23 protein-coding genes are annotated in these 19,635 nt (G+C 39.9%); all 23 read left to right on the top strand.

Going from position 1 to position 19,635, the window contains the following annotated elements; genetic code table 11:
* The 23 genes from CSV75_RS06360 to CSV75_RS06250 all read left to right on the top strand — a co-directional run bounded on the left by CSV75_RS06360 (nucleotide 1) and on the right by CSV75_RS06250 (nucleotide 19,623).
* Nucleotides 1-612 carry a MotE family protein gene (locus CSV75_RS06360; protein ID WP_099675135.1) on the top strand — a complete coding sequence of 204 codons (612 nt, stop codon included), beginning with the start codon at nucleotides 1-3 and terminating at the stop codon, nucleotides 610-612.
* Between the two features lie 29 nt (nucleotides 613-641).
* Complete coding sequence (locus CSV75_RS06355; protein WP_099675134.1) at nucleotides 642-2,048, top strand: flagellar hook-length control protein FliK; 1,407 nt, start codon at nucleotides 642-644, stop codon at nucleotides 2,046-2,048.
* 3 nt (nucleotides 2,049-2,051) lie between these two features.
* The gene (flgD, locus tag CSV75_RS06350) at nucleotides 2,052-2,741 is read left to right on the top strand and encodes a flagellar hook assembly protein FlgD (protein WP_233191594.1); all 690 of its coding nucleotides are present in this window, start codon (nucleotides 2,052-2,054) and stop codon (nucleotides 2,739-2,741) included.
* A 17-nt stretch (nucleotides 2,742-2,758) separates the two neighbouring features.
* The gene (locus tag CSV75_RS06345) at nucleotides 2,759-3,130 is read left to right on the top strand and encodes a TIGR02530 family flagellar biosynthesis protein (RefSeq protein WP_099675133.1); all 372 of its coding nucleotides are present in this window, start codon (nucleotides 2,759-2,761) and stop codon (nucleotides 3,128-3,130) included.
* Between the two features lie 84 nt (nucleotides 3,131-3,214).
* Nucleotides 3,215-3,997 carry a flagellar basal body rod protein FlgG gene (gene flgG, locus CSV75_RS06340; RefSeq protein WP_099675132.1) on the top strand — a complete coding sequence of 261 codons (783 nt, stop codon included), beginning with the start codon at nucleotides 3,215-3,217 and terminating at the stop codon, nucleotides 3,995-3,997.
* Nucleotides 3,998-4,051: 54 nt separating this feature from the next.
* On the top strand, nucleotides 4,052-4,276 hold the full coding sequence (locus tag CSV75_RS06335; protein WP_099675131.1) for a flagellar FlbD family protein: 225 nt from the start codon (nucleotides 4,052-4,054) through the stop codon (nucleotides 4,274-4,276).
* Complete coding sequence (gene fliL / locus CSV75_RS06330; RefSeq protein ID WP_099630922.1) at nucleotides 4,266-4,697, top strand: flagellar basal body-associated protein FliL; 432 nt, start codon at nucleotides 4,266-4,268, stop codon at nucleotides 4,695-4,697. The genes CSV75_RS06335 and fliL overlap by 11 nt, the downstream gene beginning before the upstream one ends.
* A 48-nt stretch (nucleotides 4,698-4,745) precedes the next feature.
* Nucleotides 4,746-5,747, top strand: a complete 1,002-nt coding sequence (fliM, locus tag CSV75_RS06325; RefSeq protein ID WP_099630923.1) for a flagellar motor switch protein FliM — start codon at nucleotides 4,746-4,748, stop codon at nucleotides 5,745-5,747.
* Nucleotides 5,740-6,918, top strand: a complete 1,179-nt coding sequence (gene fliY, locus CSV75_RS06320; protein ID WP_099675344.1) for a flagellar motor switch phosphatase FliY — start codon at nucleotides 5,740-5,742, stop codon at nucleotides 6,916-6,918. The genes fliM and fliY overlap by 8 nt, the downstream gene beginning before the upstream one ends.
* A 22-nt stretch (nucleotides 6,919-6,940) precedes the next feature.
* Nucleotides 6,941-7,303 (top strand): response regulator, encoded by a 363-nt coding sequence (locus CSV75_RS06315; RefSeq protein WP_099630924.1) that lies wholly within the window; start codon nucleotides 6,941-6,943, stop codon nucleotides 7,301-7,303.
* Between the two features lie 9 nt (nucleotides 7,304-7,312).
* The gene (locus CSV75_RS06310) at nucleotides 7,313-7,978 is read left to right on the top strand and encodes a flagellar biosynthetic protein FliO (RefSeq protein ID WP_099675130.1); all 666 of its coding nucleotides are present in this window, start codon (nucleotides 7,313-7,315) and stop codon (nucleotides 7,976-7,978) included.
* Nucleotides 7,971-8,636 (top strand): flagellar type III secretion system pore protein FliP, encoded by a 666-nt coding sequence (fliP, locus tag CSV75_RS06305; protein WP_083035438.1) that lies wholly within the window; start codon nucleotides 7,971-7,973, stop codon nucleotides 8,634-8,636. Before CSV75_RS06310 ends, fliP begins: the two co-directional genes overlap by 8 nt.
* 11 nt (nucleotides 8,637-8,647) lie before the next feature.
* Complete coding sequence (fliQ, locus tag CSV75_RS06300; protein ID WP_099630926.1) at nucleotides 8,648-8,917, top strand: flagellar biosynthesis protein FliQ; 270 nt, start codon at nucleotides 8,648-8,650, stop codon at nucleotides 8,915-8,917.
* A 4-nt stretch (nucleotides 8,918-8,921) separates the two neighbouring features.
* Nucleotides 8,922-9,698 (top strand): flagellar biosynthetic protein FliR, encoded by a 777-nt coding sequence (gene fliR, locus CSV75_RS06295; protein WP_099675129.1) that lies wholly within the window; start codon nucleotides 8,922-8,924, stop codon nucleotides 9,696-9,698.
* A complete protein-coding gene (gene flhB / locus CSV75_RS06290) occupies nucleotides 9,691-10,782 on the top strand; it encodes a flagellar biosynthesis protein FlhB (RefSeq protein ID WP_099672231.1) in 1,092 nt (363 codons plus the stop codon). Before fliR ends, flhB begins: the two co-directional genes overlap by 8 nt.
* Nucleotides 10,783-10,806: 24 nt before the next feature.
* A complete protein-coding gene (flhA, locus tag CSV75_RS06285; RefSeq protein ID WP_099630929.1) occupies nucleotides 10,807-12,837 on the top strand; it encodes a flagellar biosynthesis protein FlhA in 2,031 nt (676 codons plus the stop codon).
* Complete coding sequence (gene flhF, locus CSV75_RS06280; RefSeq protein WP_099630930.1) at nucleotides 12,837-13,949, top strand: flagellar biosynthesis GTPase FlhF; 1,113 nt, start codon at nucleotides 12,837-12,839, stop codon at nucleotides 13,947-13,949. The genes flhA and flhF overlap by 1 nt, the downstream gene beginning before the upstream one ends.
* Nucleotides 13,942-14,808 (top strand): MinD/ParA family protein, encoded by an 867-nt coding sequence (locus CSV75_RS06275; protein WP_099675128.1) that lies wholly within the window; start codon nucleotides 13,942-13,944, stop codon nucleotides 14,806-14,808. The genes flhF and CSV75_RS06275 overlap by 8 nt, the downstream gene beginning before the upstream one ends.
* Before the next feature lie 52 nt (nucleotides 14,809-14,860).
* Nucleotides 14,861-15,940, top strand: a complete 1,080-nt coding sequence (locus CSV75_RS06270) for a protein-glutamate methylesterase/protein-glutamine glutaminase (RefSeq protein WP_233191618.1) — start codon at nucleotides 14,861-14,863, stop codon at nucleotides 15,938-15,940.
* Nucleotides 15,941-15,955: 15 nt separating this feature from the next.
* Nucleotides 15,956-18,025 carry a chemotaxis protein CheA gene (locus CSV75_RS06265; RefSeq protein ID WP_099675126.1) on the top strand — a complete coding sequence of 690 codons (2,070 nt, stop codon included), beginning with the start codon at nucleotides 15,956-15,958 and terminating at the stop codon, nucleotides 18,023-18,025.
* Nucleotides 18,026-18,038: 13 nt separating this feature from the next.
* A complete protein-coding gene (locus CSV75_RS06260) occupies nucleotides 18,039-18,506 on the top strand; it encodes a chemotaxis protein CheW (protein ID WP_099635957.1) in 468 nt (155 codons plus the stop codon).
* Complete coding sequence (locus CSV75_RS06255; RefSeq protein WP_099630935.1) at nucleotides 18,496-19,128, top strand: chemotaxis protein CheC; 633 nt, start codon at nucleotides 18,496-18,498, stop codon at nucleotides 19,126-19,128. Before CSV75_RS06260 ends, CSV75_RS06255 begins: the two co-directional genes overlap by 11 nt.
* A complete protein-coding gene (locus tag CSV75_RS06250) occupies nucleotides 19,129-19,623 on the top strand; it encodes a chemotaxis protein CheD (protein ID WP_099630936.1) in 495 nt (164 codons plus the stop codon). It begins immediately after the preceding gene.
* The last annotated feature ends 12 nt before the right edge of the window (nucleotides 19,624-19,635 follow it).

Genomic DNA, 19,635 nt, shown 5'->3' with positions numbered 1-19,635 from the left:
GTGGCTAAATTGAAAAAGAAAAAAGAGGCTGAGGAATTAGTTGGAGGGCAGAGCAAAAAGTCTATTGGCTTTTTCCAAATATTGCTCGCGTGGATCATCATACCTCTTATGTTCACAACGGCTGTCGTTTTAATCATAGCCAAAGTAGCTGATGTTAACGTCTTCGATCAGGCGAAAGAGTGGACATCAAAAATTCCATTCCTTGAACAAAAAGCACCTGAGGAAAAGGTCGAAGGAGATCTAATATTAGAAGAACGTGTCATTTCACTTCAGGCAGAAATTCAAGAAAAAGAAGCGCAATTATTTGAAGTTCAAGATGAACTTGCAAAAGTGAAAGATTCGAACGAAACGCTAATAATAGAAAAAGAAAAATTGAATGAAGAAATCGAGAAATTAAAACTTGCGCAAAGTGAATCTAAGCGTGATTTCAAAGAAATTGTAACGACTTACGAGCAAATGTCGGCCAAATCTTCAGCCCCTGTTATTACAAAAATGGGAGACGCGGAAGCTGTCCAAATATTATCTAGTCTAAAGCCCGCTACTTTAGCGGCTATCCTAGAGAAAATGTCCCCTGAAGATGCAGCTAAATATACTTCTATGCTTACAAAGTAGTATAATAGCAATTGAGGGAGGTGAAAAAAGTGAATTTAGGACTATTAATGAATGTGAGTTCTCCAGGCATGCCTTTGAAATCATCTATTTCTACAGTTAATAATGAGAGTGGAGGATTTGGAAGTGTGTTTCATAGTCTCATGTCCGCTAGTTCTCTTCCGGCTAAGCAACAAATAGTGGGTTCTAATTCAGAGCTAACTACATTAGTAGGTAATGTTCTCAACACCGATTCCTTAGAAAAGTTAGAAGGAATGGTTGAGGAGTTGAAACAGTTTTTTAAGTCACCCGTTGTTGCGCAGCTAGTAAAAGAGTCTAGCCTGCTTCAAACACAGTTAGTAAATGAAGCGACTGTCAAAAAAGTGTTATCTGGAATAGTAGAAGAAGAACAGCTTCAAAACATTCCAGTTTTGTTAAATGAAGATGTTGAAATGAAATTAACGAATATAGTAAATCTGCAGAAGTTTCCTAGTCTGCAACAATTAGCACATCAAATTAGCGAAGAACCTGATAAACTAATAGAAACGATTACAAACGTCCTAGAAGATGCCGGCATGACAAAAGAACAATTCGATCAGTTAGCAGCAACAGGAGACATATGGTTTGTGCTCGATGTGTTACAACAATTACCAACTGAAAACATTAAAGAAGCTATGGGACAATTACAGCCAAAATCCGCAGTAGAATTGATCGCATTGCTTAAAGCAGTTGAACTGGCAGCAGCTAAGATGGATTTGTTTACAAAGCAAGTAGATCTCGTGAAAACGATCCAGCCGATTTTTTCACAATTCGCAAGTCAGTTAGAACAAAAGATCATACAACCTGAAGTAAAACACACTGTACAAATTCCACCGACTATGCAACACGTCATTCGAATTTCGACAGAACAAATGAGCGCAGATACCGAGCAGCAAAATCACCAGTCAAAGCCAAGTGAAACAGTGGCTCCATTGTCAGCTGTCGCTACTACTGAAACTAGACCAGTATTCCAAATGAATGCTACAGAGAAGGTACCAGAAAGTCGAAGTGAAGCATTGATGCGGGAATTCCAAGCCATTTTGAACCGAGCAAACTTTGGCCAGACGAATGGAATGAATCGTATTTCAGTCAAACTGTATCCGGAACATCTCGGACAAATTCGTATTGAATTATTGGAGGTAAACGGTGTAATGACTGCGAGAATCTTGGCATCTACTGCGATGGCACGTGAAATGCTCGACAGTCAGATGCATCAGTTGCGTCAAGCTTTCAATCAACAAAATCTGCAAGTTGACCGAATTGACCTATCACAAACTCTGCAAGATCCATCGAAGAGCGATAGAGAACAAGCATTTAATAAGCAGAATCAACAACAAAAAGAGCAGGCTACCGAACAAAATGAAAATTCGAATGAACAAGAACAAACATTCCAAGAATTCATGATTGAATTGGAGGCGTAAAAATTGCCAGAAGGAACAAATTCAGCAACAACGAAAAATGCAATTACTGAATCAATGTATTTAGTCAACAAGCAACGAGATCAACGGAAAACAGGACCCGATACGATGGGGAAAGACGCTTTTATGAAAATCTTAATTGCCCAGATGGCTAACCAAGATCCAACCAATCCGATGAAAGATACCGAGTTTGTCGCACAAATGGCGCAATTTTCATCATTGGAACAAACCATGAACTTGGCAAAAGCATTTGAAAAGTTCGCGGATTCACAAAACCAGAGTCAGTTAATTCAATACAATAGCTTTGTAGGTAAAGAAATTCGTTGGCATGAAGTATCAGATAAAAAAGGTCAAGACGACATGCCGATTATTAATGAAGGGACTGGCGTTATACAGTCTATTAAGTATATGAATGGTTCAGTAATCTTTACGATGGCGGATGGCAAAGAACTCTCGCCTGGAAACATTTCGGAAGTAATGGGAAATGGATCTAGTTCAGGAACTGGAGCAGTCGGTCAACCAAGCAGCCTAGTACAAGCCAGTATGTTAATTGGTAAGACAATAGGCTATATGGAAGGCGAAGAAGAACGTACAGGGAAAGTCGTATCGGTTACGGATAAAGAAGGTAGTCTGCATTATGTGTTGCAAGACGGCACGAAAATTGAAGGAAATCAATTTACTACTATAAGTGAATAATTGAATGGGGCGATGTTATGAACAAGATCGATATCCATCGCATTCCATCACCACCACCCATACGCCAAGGACAAATACAAGCGCAGTCAAAGCAGTCATTTCTCGAACATTTACAGCACGCGACACGGCCTGAAAAACTAAAGATTAGTAAACATGCTAACGATCGGCTGCAAGAACGAGGCATTCAAATGACCGATGCAGAATGGGCGCACATCTCAGAGAAAGTAGACGAGGCGAAGAGGAAAGGAATCCGGGATTCACTCGTGTTGACTGATCAAGCCGCGCTCATTGTCAGCGCAAAAAACTCAACCGTGATCACCGCGATGAACCGCATGGAAGCGAAGGACCAACTATTTACGAATATTGACGGCACGATACTACTTAGCTAAATACGGCAGGACCTTAACAGGATGCCAATCGCACCGCCGACTGAATGACGCGGTGCACTCTAAAACCGAGAGGGGAAACTATTTATGATTCGCTCAATGTACTCAGGAATTTCCGGATTGAAAAATTTTCAAACTAAGTTGGATGTAATTGGTAATAATATTGCTAACGTGAATACGTATGGCTTTAAGAAAGGGCGTACAGTGTTTAAGGATTTGTATTCTCAGACTGTGGCGGGTGCTACAGCACCTGGTGACACTCGAGGCGGTGTAAATCCTAAACAGGTTGGTTTAGGTTCTCAAATCTCTACAATTGATACTATTCATAGTGCAGGGTCCACTCAATTCACAGGAAACACTTTAGATTTAGCTATTGAGGGCGATGGTTTCTTCTTGGTAGGAGACGGTGATAATGAATTTTATACAAGAGCTGGAGTTTTCTACTTGGACCAAGATGGTGCGATTGTTGATGGAGATGGTAGGTATTTGAGTGGAGATGCTATCATTATACCACCAGACGCTACAAGTTTATCAATTGGTCAGAATGGACAAGTAGCATATGTTCTAGCAGGAACTTTAACAGATGGTCCTGTTATTAATTTGTATAAATTTAATAACCCTGGTGGATTAGAAAAAGCTGGAGGTAATTTATATAGAGAATCTCCCAACTCTGGTGATCCTAACGAGGGAGCGCCAGGAGGAGCAAATGGGCATGGCGTTATTAAATCCGGCTCCCTAGAAATGTCTAACGTAGACCTATCCGAAGAATTCACAGAAATGATTGTTGCGCAACGTGGTTTCCAAGCCAACACACGGATCATCACGACATCAGACGAGATTTTACAAGAACTAGTAAACTTGAAACGATAACATAGTATAGTTTGAAAAGGAGGGTCGGGCCGGCCTTGGCCTGGCCCCTTACATATGATTAAAGTGACAAGATTGAATCGAACGACTTTTACGTTAAACGCATTGTACATAGAAAGAGTCGAGTCGTTTCCAGATACGACCATCACGTTGACGACTGGGTCAAAATATGTCGTGCTTGATTCAGCTGACGATGTAAATAACCGAATCATTGAATTTTATCAAGCGGTCCAGTTGCTATCCAATCCGCATATCCGAGGTGATGAAGAAGATGAAGAATAAATTATTGACGATTTCATTGATTATCTTAGTGAGTATTACGTTGATCGGTGTCGTGGCGGTCGTATTGATATTGAATTTCAATAAGGATAGTGACGGAGAGGAAAAAGCACCGTCAATTGATGAAATTATTGAGGCGTCAGTGGATATGGAAGAAATTACAACGAATTTGTCTGGGCGTAATTTTGTCCGTATATCCCTAAAAATCCAGACAGACAGTAAAAAGGCAGCAGAGGAATTAACGAAGCGTGATTTCCAAGTGAAGAACCTCGCTATTCAAGAACTGTCTGAAATGACAGCGAAAGACCTTGAAGGAAAAGCAGGGAAACAGCAATTTGAAGATACTATAAAAGCGAAGCTAAACGAGCTGATGCAAGATGGTGAAATACAGAAGGTGTATATTGTCTCATATATCATCCAGTGACGGCCGGAATGATCTACAAGAGATGTGTGCGCGATGGGAGGTGGGCCTATGTCGGGAGATGTACTGTCCCAAAATGAAATAGATGCGCTGCTGTCAGCTTTATCGACGGGTGAAATGTCAGCAGAAGAAATGAAGAAAGAAGAAGAAACAAGAAAAGTACGTGTCTATGATTTTAAGCGTGCACTTCGTTTCTCTAAAGATCAGATTCGGAGTTTGACTAGGATCCATGAAAACTTTGCCAGATTACTGACGACGTACTTCTCCGCTCAGCTGCGTACGTATGTACAAATTAATGTCATGTCAGTAGACCAGATTCCGTTTGAAGAATTCATCAGCTCGATACCCAATATGACATTGATCAATATATTTGATGTATCCCCCCTTGAAGGGAATATTTTGATGGAAGTCAATCCAAATGTTGCCTACTCGATGTTGGAACGATTGATGGGTGGTTTTGGATCGAGTTCAGGAAAAACGGACAATATGACAGAAATTGAAACGAAGATCTTGACGAATTTGTTTGAACGTTCATTTGATAGCTTACGTGAAGCTTGGTCCGGGTTAATTGATATTGATCCGTATTTAACGGAAATGGAAGTCAATCCCCAATTTCTTCAAATGATTTCACCGAACGAAACCGTGGTCGTGATTTCATTCAATATTATGATTGGTGAATCTAGCGGTATGATCAACATGTGTATCCCGCACGTTGTGTTGGAACCTATTATTCCGAATCTTTCTGTGCAGTACTGGATGCAGACGAATAAGAAAGAACCTACCGCTGAGCAAAGTGTCGAATTGGAAAGACGAATTAAAAATGCCACACTCCCTATAGTTGCTGACCTTGGAAAAGGCCAGATATCTATTGAAGATTTCTTGCATCTGCAGCTTGGCGATGTGATTTCATTGGATACAAGCATTGAAGAACCTTTAACAATAAGAATAGGGGAAAAGCCAAAATTCACAGCACAGCCAGGGAAATTACGCAATCGTATGGCTGTTCAAATACTGGAAATATTGACTACGGGAGAGGATGACGATGATGAGTGATAATATTCTCTCACAGGAAGAGATTGAAGCGTTGTTACGGGGTGAAACTCTAGAACCTATCCAAGCAGACGAACCCGAATCGGAACATATCGATATTAGCGATTACTTGACCGAAATGGAGCAAGATGCTTTAGGTGAAATTGGTAATATCTCGTTCGGTAGTTCGGCAACAGCACTTTCTGCTTTATTGGGTCAAAAGGTAGAAATTACAACACCACAGCTGTCGCTAATCCAACGTGATAATTTGGAAGGGGATTTTGTCCATCCATATGTAGCAATCAAAGTGGAATATACTGAAGGATTAAGCGGTGTCAATCTGTTGGTGATCAAACAAAGTGATGCGGCAATCATTGCAGATTTAATGCTTGGAGGAGACGGTATTACTCCAAATCAAGAGTTAAGTGAAATTCATTTGAGTGCAGTGCAAGAAGCAATGAATCAAATGATGGGATCTTCAGCGACTTCGATGTCTACCATCTTCAATAAAAAAGTAGACATTTCACCGCCCACTATTGATTTGATGAATATTCAAGTAGATCAGGGAACCGAAAATATTCCGGCGCATAATTTATTGATTCGTGTGTCTTTCAATTTGAAAGTTGGTGAGTTGATTGATTCTGATATTATGCAATTGTTCCCATTGGAGTTCGGTAAAAAATTAGTATCTTCACTAATGGGGGAAGAAGAAGCGGCTACTATGATGGAAGTACCACCTAGTCCACAGGCACCACAATATTCGGAACCAGAACCGACATATGCACCAGAGCATACGCCAATGCAACAGCCGCAATCTGCATATCAAGCACCACCAAGTCAACAAACCGCAACACCACGTCAGACTCAGGAGCCAGTGCATGTTCAGCAAGCAGAGTTTGCGAGTTTCCAAGCACCTTCTTTAAAAAAAGAAGAATCAAATAATTTGAATTTGCTACTTGATATACCGCTTCAAGTAACAGTAGAATTAGGACGTACGAAACGTTCTGTTAAAGAAATACTAGAAATGTCTGGTGGTTCAATTATTGAACTAGATAAATTGGCAGGGGAGCCGGTCGATATATTAGTCAATAATCGCTATATTGCAAAAGGAGAAGTCGTAGTCATTGACGAAAACTTCGGAGTCCGTATTACGGATATTTTAAGTCAAATGGATCGATTAAATAATTTACGATAGAAGATACTTGGAGGGAATATGAATGGGAAAACGAATTTTAGTAGTAGACGACGCGGCATTTATGCGCATGATGATCAAGGATATTTTAACAAAGAATAATTATGAAGTAGTAGGAGAGGCAGCAGACGGTGCTCAAGCTATTGAAAAGTATAATGAATTGAAGCCGGATTTGGTTACAATGGATATCACGATGCCTGAAATGGATGGCATTGCGGCATTAAAAGCAATTAAAAGTACTAATCCATCTGCAACCATCATCATGTGTTCTGCAATGGGACAACAAGCGATGGTAATCGATGCAATCCAAGCTGGAGCAAAAGATTTTATCGTTAAACCATTTCAGGCGGACCGTGTGATTGAAGCGATCGACAAAGCGTTGAGCTAAGAGCAACAGATGAATGTAAAACGAGTTATCTATTGTTTACTACTATTCTTTCTGTGCTTTACTATCACACCATTTGCACATGCAGAAACAAATCCTAATGTCAGCGTATCAGACTGTATTGGAAAAGATAAAGACTGCGAGGAGAAAGCTCCTGCTACAGAGAATGATAAAAAACTAGTGACAAATAATGAATTGAACGAGCCTAAAGGTCTCACAGCAAAAGATTACATCCAGACTCTTTTTGCTTTTGTATTTGTAATTGGTTTACTCGTGTGGTTACTGCGCTTCATGAACAAACGTAATAGAAATTTCGACTCGAATCGGCTCATGACGAATATGGGCGGCGTTCCATTAGGTCAAAATAAGTCCATTCAACTAGTGAAAATGGGTAATCACTATTTTGTGGTCGGTGTTGGAGAAAATGTACAGTTGCTAAAGGAAATAGAAGATCCTGATGAAATTGCCGAATTACTTGCACGTTATGATCAAAGTGATGAAGTTCAGAAGGGACTATTTTCAAAACTGTATACTCGATTTTATTCAAAGGCTGAGCAAACACCTTCTGAAGAAGCCACTTTTAGTCAATTGTTTTCTACCAAAATGAATGAAATCAAATCTGATAGAAAAGAGCAATTAAAACATTTAAATCGGAAGGAGAGCGACCGCGATGGTTGATTTTCTGGGCACATTCTCTGACAGTGATCCCACCAATGTCTCAACTTCCATTAAGATGTTGCTATTACTTACGGTATTGTCACTTGCACCAGCAATTTTAATCTTGATGACTTCGTTTGCTAGGATCATTATCGTCCTGTCATTTGTTCGGACGGCGCTAGCTACACAGCAAATGCCTCCTAACCAAGTTTTGGTTGGGTTAGCATTATTTCTGACGTTCTTCATCATGTCGCCTGTATTATCTCAAGTGAATGAAGAAGCATTAACACCTTTGTTTGATGAAGAAATCAGTTTGGACGAAGCATACGAGCGGGCCAGTGTGCCATTCAAAGAATTTATGAGTCAACATACAAGACAGAAAGATTTAGAATTATTCATGCGCTATAACCAGATGGAGCGACCGGATACAATTGAAGATATTCCGCTAACTATGATGGTGCCAGCTTTCGCCCTCAGTGAAATTAAGACAGCATTTCAAATGGGCTTTATGATTTTCATTCCCTTTCTCGTTATCGATATGATCGTAGCCAGTGTGCTTATGTCTATGGGTATGATGATGCTTCCACCCGTTATGATTTCATTACCATTCAAGATATTATTATTTGTACTAGTTGACGGTTGGTATCTCATTATCCAGTCATTGCTACAAAGCTTTTAGGGGGGATTTGAATGACGAGTGAATTTGTTATATCCATTGCAGAACGGTCAGTTTGGGTTATTCTCCTCGCTTCGGGACCTCTCTTAATCGTAGCGTTAGTAACGGGGCTTGCCGTGAGTATCTTTCAGGCAACTACACAAATTCAAGAACAGACATTGGCATTCGTGCCGAAAATCATAGCGGTTATGGTTGCTATCATATTTTTTGGACCTTGGATGTTATCCTATGTCACCGGCTATGCTAGTGAAATCTTTTCCAATCTCTCTAGGTACGTTGGGTGATTAAATGAATGAACTTATTCCGTCGTTGCCCGCATTTTTACTTATACTAACCCGTGTTACTTCTTTCTTCGTAACACTGCCATTATTCTCTTACAAGACCATTCCAGCTACGCAACGATTATTATTTGGGGCAATACTGGCCTGGATGATGTCTTACTCTATCACGATGCCCGAACTGGTAATCGATGGTCAATACATATTACTTGTACTTAAAGAAGCGGTAGTCGGCTTATCAATCGGCATTGCCGCTTTTATTATTATGTCAGCCATTCAAGTGGCCGGTGGATTTATTGATTTTCAGATGGGATTTGCTATTGCGAACGTTATTGATCCCCAAACGGGTGCGCAGTCACCATTGCTAGGGCAATTTCTTAATTCGTTAGCGATGTTATTGTTATTAGTAGTCAATGGTCATCATTTGCTGTTGGATGGGATATTTTACAGCTACGAGTTTGTCCCGATCACGTCTATGTGGCCGCCTTTTGGTAGTCCTAACATGGCAGAATTTATCGTTTTGACCTTTGCGAAATCTTTTGCGATTGCGTTTCAAATGGCGATTCCAGTTGTAGCTACGTTATTTCTAGTCGATTTGGCACTCGGGATTACTGCACGTGCCGTACCACAATTAAATATTTTTGTAGTGGGGTTTCCAATTAAAATTGGTGTCAGTTTCTTGGTAATCGTTACGATGTCTAGTGTCTTCATAATCGTAATGAAGAAAATGTTTGAAATTATGATTGTGACGATGAGAAATCTGATGATACTGCTTGGGGGTGGCTAACTTGTTACTAAGGCTAGATTTACAATTCTTTGCCGGTGAGAAGACGGAAAAAGCTACTCCGAAAAAGCGGGAAGATTCTAGGAAGAAAGGCCAAGTACTAAAAAGTCAAGACGTAACAGCTGCTATTGTACTTTTCTCTATTTTTACATTTATGTTCTTTGCCGCAGGTTTTATGCGGGATAATTTCTTTGTGTTTTTCCGTGAATCTTTTACACACTTTATCCCGATCAAATCGCTGGATGAAGAACAAGTCATGTTAGTATACATAAGCGTTATTAAACAAATGGCGATCATTTTACTGCCGATTATGTTAATAGCAGTTGTTGCAAGTGTTGCAGCGAATTTGCTACAATTTGGTCTCTTATTTACTGCAGAGACATTGAAGTTTGATTTAAAGAAAATAGATCCAATTAAAGGATTAAAACGAATCTTTTCTATTCGTGCAATTGTAGAGTTATTGAAATCCATATTAAAAATTTCTTTTATTGGGACCGTTACAACCCTTATTGTATGGAGTAATCTGGACCAAGTGCTGGACTTGGCATTTAAGACACCGCAAGTAACATTGGTGACTGTAGCAAAGTTAGTCGGAATGATGGGGATTATCGCATCATTGGTATTATTGTTTATTTCTATCTTGGACTTTCTTTATCAGAAATTTGACTATGAAAAAAATCTTAAAATGTCTAAACAAGATATTAAAGATGAAAGTAAAAATATGGACGGTGACCCGCTTATCAAATCCCGTATTAGACAACGTCAGCGTGAAATGGCCATGCGTCGGATGATGCAAGAGATCCCTGAAGCGGACGTAGTAATCACCAATCCTACTCACTATGCCATTGCGCTAAAGTACGATGAAGATCAGATGGATTCACCAATCGTCGTTGGGAAAGGTGCAGATTTTGTCGCACAAAAAATTAAAATGATTGCGTCGGAGCACGATATTGTAATGGTAGAAAATCGACCTCTAGCACGTGCTATGTATGATGAGGTAGAGATTGGAGATCGAATACCGGAGCAATTCTTTAAAGCAATCGCAGAAATTCTAGCGTATGTATATCGTATTCAAAAGAAAATATAAGTTATTGAAGAAAGTAGGGATGGCATGCAGTTTAGAGATATAGGAGTACTCGCGGCGGTTATTATGATCATTGCGATGCTTGTCATCCCATTACCACCTTGGTTATTAAGTTTCTTGATTATTATCAATATTACACTTGGGTTGATGGTTTTACTAACTGCGATGAATATGCAGGAAGCACTGCAGTTCTCTATCTTTCCATCATTGTTATTATTACTTACATTATTCCGTCTAGGTCTTAACGTTTCTACAACACGTGCGATTCTATCGGAAGGTGATGCGGGTGGAGTAGTTGACACTTTTGGTACATTCGTTACGGGTGGAAATATTGTTGTAGGACTAGTAGTTTTTGTTATTTTAATCATCATTCAGTTTATTGTTATAACAAAAGGTTCGGAGCGTGTTTCCGAAGTTGCTGCACGTTTTACTCTTGATGCAATGCCAGGTAAGCAAATGAGTATTGATGCCGACTTAAACGCAGGAATGATTTCCGATATAGAGGCTCGCACACGTCGTGAAAAAGTGAGTAACGAAGCGGATTTCTATGGTGCGATGGACGGTGCGACAAAATTTGTTAAAGGGGATGCCATTGCCGGAATCATCATCGTGATGATCAACTTATTGGTCGGTATGATTATTGGAGTCGTGCAGATGGGATTGCCGTTTGCGGAAGCAGCAGTTCAATTCTCTACACTCACTGTCGGGGATGGTATTGTTTCACAAATACCAGCACTGTTGATTTCCACGGCAACGGGTATTGTAGTTACCCGTGCTGCATCAGAAGGAAACTTAGGCACGGATATCACGAATCAATTATTAGGACAACCAAAATTACTTTATGTAGCATCTATTACAATTTTTTTACTAGGTCTTGCTACACCGATTAATGACATCTTAACCATTCCCATTGCGGGTGCACTAGCAATGGGTGCATTTATGATGTCACGTAAAGAAGATGAAGATCCAAACGAATTATTAGAGATGGAAGAAAATGTAGAGACTGAAGGGTTGAAGCGACCTGAAAATGTCGTTGACCTCTTGAATGTCGACCCGATAGAGTTTGAATTCGGTTATGGCCTCATTCCACTTGTTGATGCAACACAGGGTGGGGATTTGCTGGATCGAGTCGTTATGATTCGTCGTCAGTTAGCGATAGAACTTGGTCTCGTCATTCCAGTCGTTCGTATTCGGGATAATATACAATTACAACCGAACGAATACAGAATCAAAATCAAAGGGAATGAAATGGCTAGGGGTGAACTATTGTTAGATCATTATCTAGCCATGAGCCCAGGCGGTGAAGATTTAATAGAAGGAATAGATACTATTGAACCTTCGTTTGGATTGCCAGCGAAATGGATTACTGAAGAAGCGAAAGAAGAAGCAGAAATCATGGGTTACACAGTCGTGGATCCACCAAGTGTTGTATCTACTCATTTGACTGAAGTCATTCGTGCCAATGCATCCGACTTACTTGGACGTCAGGAAACCAAACAACTGGTCGATCACGTACATGAAACATATCCGATTTTGGTTGATGAACTTACACCGACTCCATTATCAATTGGCGAGATTCAAAAAGTGCTTGCTAAATTATTGAACGAACAAGTTTCCGTCCGTAATTTACCTATCATTTTTGAGACACTCGCAGACTATTCGAAGTACACGTCCGATGTAGATGTTCTGACAGAATACGTCAGACAATCATTGGCACGTCAGATCACAGGTCAATTTGTTGTAGGTAATGGGGCGTTAAAAGTATTAACAGTCGCTGGAAAAGTAGAGAAACTCATTGCGGATAGTATTCAACAAACTGAACAAGGAAACTTTCTTTCAATAGACCCATCACAATCTCAAATAATCTTGGAACGAATTGCGCAAGAAATCGAACGGGTAGCTATGCTGGACCAATCTCCTGTCATTTTATGTTCACCTGCCATTCGTATGTACTTACGTCAAATCACGGAGCGGTATTTCCCACAGATACCTATACTGTCTTATAATGAATTGGAAGCATCAGTGGAAGTGCAAAGTGTAGGGGTGGTGGATATTTAATGAAAATGAAAAAGTATACAGCATCTACAATGGTTGATGCTATGGCGAAAGTCCGTGAAGATTTTGGAGACGACGCGATCATTCTCAGTTCAAACGTCACGAAAACAAAAGGTTTTTTGGGTCTGTTTCGTAAACGATCAGTAGAAGTAGTTGCAAGCTATGATAAAACGAACGCAGAACGTATCTATGAATCACGAGTTCATTCTGTGCAACCCATTGCGGAGACAGAGTCTGTTGAACAAATTGAACAAGAAATGCGGGAGATCAAACAAATGCTAAAAGATATTCAGCCAGTGGATCGTGCATTTGAAAAATATCCCGATGAACTATTACCCATATTGAAGAAATTACAGATGCAAGGTGTGGAAAGTAAATATATTACAGAGATTGGTAATCTAGTTTTCAATCGAATGAAGCAAGACAAGATCGATTTTACTGAAGAACAGCAAATGGAATTGATTAGAACATGGTTCAGCGATCAACTTCACGACATACCTTTCGGTGGAATCACTTATCAGAAGCAGTTTATTAATGTACTAGGGCCGACTGGGGTAGGAAAAACCACGACCATTGCGAAAATTGCCGCACGTGCCTTACTGGAAGAAAAAAAGAAAGTTGGTTTCATTACGACCGATACGTATCGAATTGCAGCAATCGAACAATTGCGCACATATGCCAATTTACTTCAGGCTCCAGTTGAAATCGTTTATAGTGAAGAAGATTTCCGTACCGCAATTGAAAAGTTAAAAGATCTCGATCTCATATTTATCGACACAGCGGGCCGAAATTATAAAGAAGCAAAATTTGTCGATGATTTATCGAAACTCATTGATTTCTCTTTGGATATGGAAACATTTCTTGTGTTATCTACCACATCAAAGGAACAGGATATGGATACCATCATTAGACAATTTACTAATTTCCCAATCGAGAAATTTATATTTACTAAGACAGATGAAACCGATTCGGTCGGATCTATAATTAATTTAATTCTGAAATATGGTATAGGTGTATCCTACTACACAGACGGACAAGAGGTACCTGAAGATTTGACAGAAGCCAGTTTGGAAAAGATAGTGGACCTTCTATTAGCAGGTGATTCACATGCATGATCAGGCGGAAGCACTTCGACTAAAAATGATGAAGAGTCAAAGACAAGTAGCTCGCTCAATTGCCATTGTTAGTGGAAAAGGCGGAGTAGGTAAATCGAATTTCACTGCTAATTTCTCTTACGGACTCGTAGCGAAAGGGAAGAAAGTATTAATTGTGGATATGGATATTGGGATGGGGAATATTCATATATTATTTGGGGCTACGCCAATGTTTCATCTAAAAGATTACTTGTCTGATAAACAACCATTGCAGAGCGTTGTGACTCCTATTGAAGACAATCTTGCGTTTATAGCAGGTGGTTCCGGACTGGAGAATGTGGTGGAGTGGTCAGGTGAAATGTTTGATCGATTGATTGAGGCATTTTCTATTTTACAGATGGAATATGATGTTATTTTATTTGATATGGGTGCAGGAGCAACGAAGAGTTCAATTGATTTAATCTTGGCGATGGATGAGATTATATTAATAGCGACACCGGAGCCAACTTCTATTACGGATGCGTATTCAATGATTAAGTTTATATGTCTGCAAGATGCGAATAAATCTATTCACATAGTGAGTAACCGTGTTCTAAAAGAGCAAGATGGACGTGATTCCGTCGCACGGCTTCAGTTAGCCATGCGAAAGTTTTTATCCATAGATACTAGTGCTTTAGGGTTTTTGCCAGATGACATTCATGTACGTAATGCAGTAATCGCTCAGATCCCTTTCGTCAAATTATATCCAAATTCAAAAATTAGCAAGCGAATGCTGGCAATAACTGATACATTTTTACACAGCAACAAACCGAACACTTCTATTGAAACCTCTGGATTCATAGATAAGATCAAAGGTGTTTTTCTAAAGGGGCGGGTGTAATGTGATTACTGCAAAGAAAAAACGCGTTCTTGTTGTAGACGACTCAGCTTTTATGCGGAAGTTAATCTCTGATATGTTGAATAAACACCCCATGATGGAAGTCATCGGCATCGCTAGAAATGGCAAAGATGCAGTGGAAAAGGTTCGCAATCTTCAACCAGATGTCCTTACAATGGATATTGAAATGCCTGTGATGAATGGACTGGAAGCTTTAAAGTTTATTATGGATCACATGCCAATCCCTGTGGTGATATTATCAAGTACGACAAAACATAATACAGAAAATGCAGTTCTAGCGATAGAATACGGTGCTGTCGACGTGATAGCAAAACCTGGCGGAGCTATTTCGTTAAATCTTCATGAAATCGAACAAGAAATTGTGGAGAAAGTATTTGCTGCTTCAAATGTGGTAATTCACACACTAACGCGTCAAATAACATCCACAAATAACCGTCATACACCAACGTCAAGCAAACAAAATACTGCAAATGAAAGTAGAAGCACTTCGACACTTCCTATAAAAACAGTAAACATACCTAAAAAAAATACACTTATTGCTAAACAATTTGTTATAATAGGTACATCGACCGGAGGACCAAGGGCCTTGCAGGAAGTCATTACAAAGTTTCCAGCGAACTTCCCACATCCAATTCTAATTGTCCAGCATATGCCACCTGGCTTCACCAAGTCATTGGCCGAACGACTGAATAATTTGAGTGAAATAACCGTTAAAGAAGCAGAACATGGTGAACCGATCGAAAATGGAACAGCCTATATTGCACCAGGTGGCTTGCATTTGAAGTTTGAGAAATCTAGAACGGGCTATAAGATTGTATTAGACGGAGACGAAGCGCCGCGTTCAGGACATCGCCCAGCGGTAAATGTGTTATTAGAATCAGCAGCAACACATAAAGAACTTGGGTATATAACGGCTATCATGACAGGTATGGGTTATGACGGTAAAGCAGGTATGGAGTTATTACGTGCTTCATGTAAAACGTTTACTATAGCGGAATCTAAAAACACGTCCGTTGTATATGGCATGCCCAAAGCTATAATTGATGCAGGTCTCAGTGACGAAATCAAAGATATACAACAAATCGCTGATGCGATAATAGGAAATTTGAAGTAACTAGGGGGCTTTACAATGGATGTAAGTCAGTATTTGGATATGTTCATAGAAGAAAGTAAAGAACACTTGCAAGCTTGTAGTGAACAGTTGCTAGCGTTAGAAAATAATCCGGATGATTTGGCCATTGTCAATGAAGTCTTTAGAGCTGCACATACGCTTAAAGGAATGTCGGCGACAATGGGATATGAAGATATTGCAGATTTAACACATAAGATGGAGAACGTCCTTGATGCGATTCGAAACTCAAAGATCCATGTTTCAACGGAGATTTTAGATGTGGTATTTGAAGCAGTGGATGATCTTGAACTAATGGTACAAGACATTGAATCAGGTGGCGATGGAAAAAAAGACGTGAGTAAGTTAGTAGACACTCTCAATCGCATTGAAGCTGGACAACCAGTAGATGTAACGAACGAGCCTGCAGCAACAGCTGAGGAAGTTTCAATGGAGGTCGTCACTTCGACAGGAATTCCTTATGATGAGTTTGAATTAACGGTTATTTCTCAATCTGCTGAACAAGGCTTTAATGCATTAGAGATCACTGTCACATTACGTGATGATTGCTTGTTGAAAGTAGCTCGTGTATTCATGACTTTTGAAATTTTGGAAAAGTCAGGCGAAGTCATCAAAACGGTTCCTACAGTAGAACAATTAGAAAATGAGGATTTTGATCAGAACTTTACGATTGTCTTATTGACTCAAGAAGATGCTGCAGATTTAAAGGCGAAAGTACTGAAAGTTTCTGAAATAGAAGACGTACATATTACACACATCACGGATGAATACGTGCAGAAGTACAAGCAAGCCTCATTGAATACATGTGACCCAGAACCTAGTGTGGTAGAAACAACAGTCGTACCTGTTACTAAAGCCGCAACAACCAACGAAACGCCTAAAGAAACTATAAAGACCAAAAAGACCACTACTTCCAATTCCAATAAAACGATACGGGTCAATATTGATCGACTTGATATATTAATGAATTTATTTGAAGAACTGGTCATTGACCGTGGACGCCTTCAATCGATTGCCAGTGAATTGCATAACCCGGAATTGAATGAATCAGTAGAAAGAATGACTCGGGTATCAGGAGACTTGCAAAACATCATTTTGAACATGCGAATGGTACCTGTAGAAACAGTCTTCAATAGATTCCCCAAAATGGTTCGGCAATTGGCGCGTGACCTGAATAAGAAAATTGATTTAGAAATTGTCGGCGCTGAAACAGAGCTTGACCGTACCGTTATCGACGAAATAGGAGACCCCCTTGTTCATTTGATTCGAAATGCTCTAGATCACGGTATTGAAATGCCGGAAGAGCGAATCGCGAATGGCAAGCCAGAGACTGGAACTGTAACATTACGCGCCTATCATTCGGGTAACCATGTATTTATTGAGCTTGAAGATGATGGAGCGGGTGTAAACCGTGAACGCGTAGTTAGTAAAGCGATTGAACGGGGCATAATCAGTCCTGAAGCTGCGGATACATTGACAAATAAGCAAGTAGCGGAATTGATATTAGCTTCAGGGTTTTCTACTGCCGCTTCCATTACGGATGTATCAGGTCGCGGCGTTGGTTTGGACGTTGTAAAAAACACTATTGAATCTCTTGGCGGACATATTTCGATTGATTCCACTGAAGGAAAAGGATCGTTATTCCAGGTGCAATTACCTCTAACTCTTTCTATTATCTCTGTAATGTTAGTAGAGTTGGATGAAGAAATTTATGCAATTCCGTTGTCGTCTATAATTGAAACTGCCATTATTCAGAAGTCTGATATTTTAAATGCCCATAATCAGCCAGTCATCGATTTCCGTGGAACCATTGTACCGTTGGTAGACTTAAAAGACATATTTGAAATGAAGAATAGAAGTAATGAAGAAGATGAGTTCCAATCTATTGTGATCGTTCGTAAAGGTGACAGTTTGGCAGGGTTAGTCGTAGATTCATTTATTGGCCAACAAGAAATCGTTTTGAAGTCTCTCGGTGAATACTTGCAGAGTGTCTTTGCGATATCAGGTGCTACGATTCTAGGAAATGGTCAAGTCGCATTAATTGTTGACTGTAATGCATTGATTAAATAATCGAGGTGATGACATGACAAAAGTAACAGAAGTAAGCGAAATGAAAGTAATTGTCTTTCAATTGATGAATAAAGAATATGCGATTGGCTTAGACGTAGTAGAATCCATCGAGAAATCGCTGTCGATTACACGTGTTCCCCGTATGCCTTCTTATGTTAAAGGCGTGTTAAATTTACGTGGCGTAGTGACGCCAGTTGTAGACTTACGTGAACGTTTTGATATGGAGTATAAAGAGTTTGATGAGACAAGTTGCATTATTATCGTTTCGCATGCGGGTGCAGAAGTAGGATTAATTGTGGACGATGCGAATGATGTAATGGATGTTCCGACAAGCGCAATAGGTCCTCAGCCGGAAGTAGTGGGATCTGTGGAATCCGAATTCATTTCAGGAGTGGCGAAAGTTGATAAGCGATTATTGGTTATGCTAAATCTGGAAAAAGTACTGCAACCGATAAAGAAGGGGAATACGGATGAATTCTAAAAATGACATCACCGAGATGCATCTGGATGTCTTAAAGGAAATCGGGAATATTGGAGCAGCACATGCTGCAACTTCATTATCTCAACTGTTAGGTCAGAAAATTGACATGCGTGTACCTAACGTGGAACTGGTTACATTTGATGAAATGTTTGATTTAGCAGGTGGTACGGAAAAAGTGGTGGCGGGTATCTTTTTACGTATTGAAGGTGATTTGACGGGCACGATGTTTTTTGTACTGACTATTGAATCTGCTACACAATTTATTCGCAAATTGACAGGGGACGCGGCATTTACATTTACTGATGTAGATGATTTGGGAATGGGTGCTTCTGCGCTACAAGAGTTGGGGAATATATTGTCAGGTTCCTATTTGTCGGCGCTCTCTGATTTTACATCATTAAATATCTATCCAACTGTACCTTCATTAAGTATTGACATGGTGGGTGCCATTGTTAGCTTCGGCCTGATCGAAGTATCCCAGTACAGTGATGAAGTTATCGTCATTGAGACGGAAATATTACAAGAAGGGGAACAGGGTGTGTCAAGTTTAGCGGGGCACTTCTTTTTATTACCTGATCCACCGTCATATCGCACGATATTTAGTTCGTTGGGTGTCTTATAGATGGCAAGCGTTCAAACAGTAGTGCGTGTAGGGATTGCTGATATGAATATCGCAAAATCCCCTCATACGATTCGCACATCAGGACTGGGTTCGTGTGTTGGTGTAGTACTGTATGATTCTTCGAAAAAAATAGCAGGTATGGTGCATGTCATGTTGCCTGATAGCGAGTTGGGTAAGTCAACAAAACTAAATGTAGCGAAATTCGCAGATACGGGCATTCATGCAATGTTGGAACTTTTAAAATCTGAAGGAGTTAGACCTTTCAGCATCAAAGCGAAAATTGCGGGTGGAGCACAAATGTTTCAGTTCGGTTCAAATGATACGATCCGTATAGGTCCTCGCAATGTAGAAGCGGTAAAAAAAGAATTGAAAAGATATTCAATCCCGATTGTCGCAGAAGATACAGGCGGATCCAGTGGACGTACAATTGAATTTGATCCTGCTACGAGTATCCTGTTTGTTCGTACCGTCAATGCTGGAACGCAGGAAATTTAACAGTACAAACGA

Source organism: Sporosarcina sp. P18a (genome assembly GCF_002743135.1).
GTDB lineage: Bacteria > Bacillota > Bacilli > Bacillales_A > Planococcaceae > Sporosarcina.
The sequence above is the reverse complement of the archived record's forward strand: the minus strand, read 5'-3'. Positions and strand labels throughout refer to the sequence as shown.

Bases quoted from the DNA above. Each gene is read 5' to 3' on its own strand.
- CSV75_RS06265 (WP_099675126.1), top strand. From the start codon at position 15,956: ATGGATGTAAGTCAGTATTTGGATATGTTCATAGAAGAAAGTAAAGAA.
- CSV75_RS06315 (WP_099630924.1), top strand. From the start codon at position 6,941: ATGGGAAAACGAATTTTAGTAGTAGACGACGCGGCATTTATGCGCATG.
- fliY (WP_099675344.1), top strand. From the start codon at position 5,740: ATGAGTGATAATATTCTCTCACAGGAAGAGATTGAAGCGTTGTTACGG.
- fliQ (WP_099630926.1), top strand. From the start codon at position 8,648: ATGACGAGTGAATTTGTTATATCCATTGCAGAACGGTCAGTTTGGGTT.
- flgG (WP_099675132.1), top strand. From the start codon at position 3,215: ATGATTCGCTCAATGTACTCAGGAATTTCCGGATTGAAAAATTTTCAA.
- CSV75_RS06255 (WP_099630935.1), top strand. From the start codon at position 18,496: ATGAATTCTAAAAATGACATCACCGAGATGCATCTGGATGTCTTAAAG.
- fliL (WP_099630922.1), top strand. From the start codon at position 4,266: ATGAAGAATAAATTATTGACGATTTCATTGATTATCTTAGTGAGTATT.
- CSV75_RS06270 (WP_233191618.1), top strand. From the start codon at position 14,861: ATGCGGAAGTTAATCTCTGATATGTTGAATAAACACCCCATGATGGAA.
- CSV75_RS06310 (WP_099675130.1), top strand. From the start codon at position 7,313: ATGAATGTAAAACGAGTTATCTATTGTTTACTACTATTCTTTCTGTGC.
- CSV75_RS06275 (WP_099675128.1), top strand. From the start codon at position 13,942: ATGCATGATCAGGCGGAAGCACTTCGACTAAAAATGATGAAGAGTCAA.
- fliM (WP_099630923.1), top strand. From the start codon at position 4,746: ATGTCGGGAGATGTACTGTCCCAAAATGAAATAGATGCGCTGCTGTCA.
- CSV75_RS06345 (WP_099675133.1), top strand. From the start codon at position 2,759: ATGAACAAGATCGATATCCATCGCATTCCATCACCACCACCCATACGC.
- fliR (WP_099675129.1), top strand. From the start codon at position 8,922: ATGAATGAACTTATTCCGTCGTTGCCCGCATTTTTACTTATACTAACC.
- CSV75_RS06260 (WP_099635957.1), top strand. From the start codon at position 18,039: ATGACAAAAGTAACAGAAGTAAGCGAAATGAAAGTAATTGTCTTTCAA.
- CSV75_RS06335 (WP_099675131.1), top strand. From the start codon at position 4,052: ATGATTAAAGTGACAAGATTGAATCGAACGACTTTTACGTTAAACGCA.
- flhF (WP_099630930.1), top strand. From the start codon at position 12,837: ATGAAAATGAAAAAGTATACAGCATCTACAATGGTTGATGCTATGGCG.
- fliP (WP_083035438.1), top strand. From the start codon at position 7,971: ATGGTTGATTTTCTGGGCACATTCTCTGACAGTGATCCCACCAATGTC.
- flhA (WP_099630929.1), top strand. From the start codon at position 10,807: ATGCAGTTTAGAGATATAGGAGTACTCGCGGCGGTTATTATGATCATT.
- CSV75_RS06250 (WP_099630936.1), top strand. From the start codon at position 19,129: ATGGCAAGCGTTCAAACAGTAGTGCGTGTAGGGATTGCTGATATGAAT.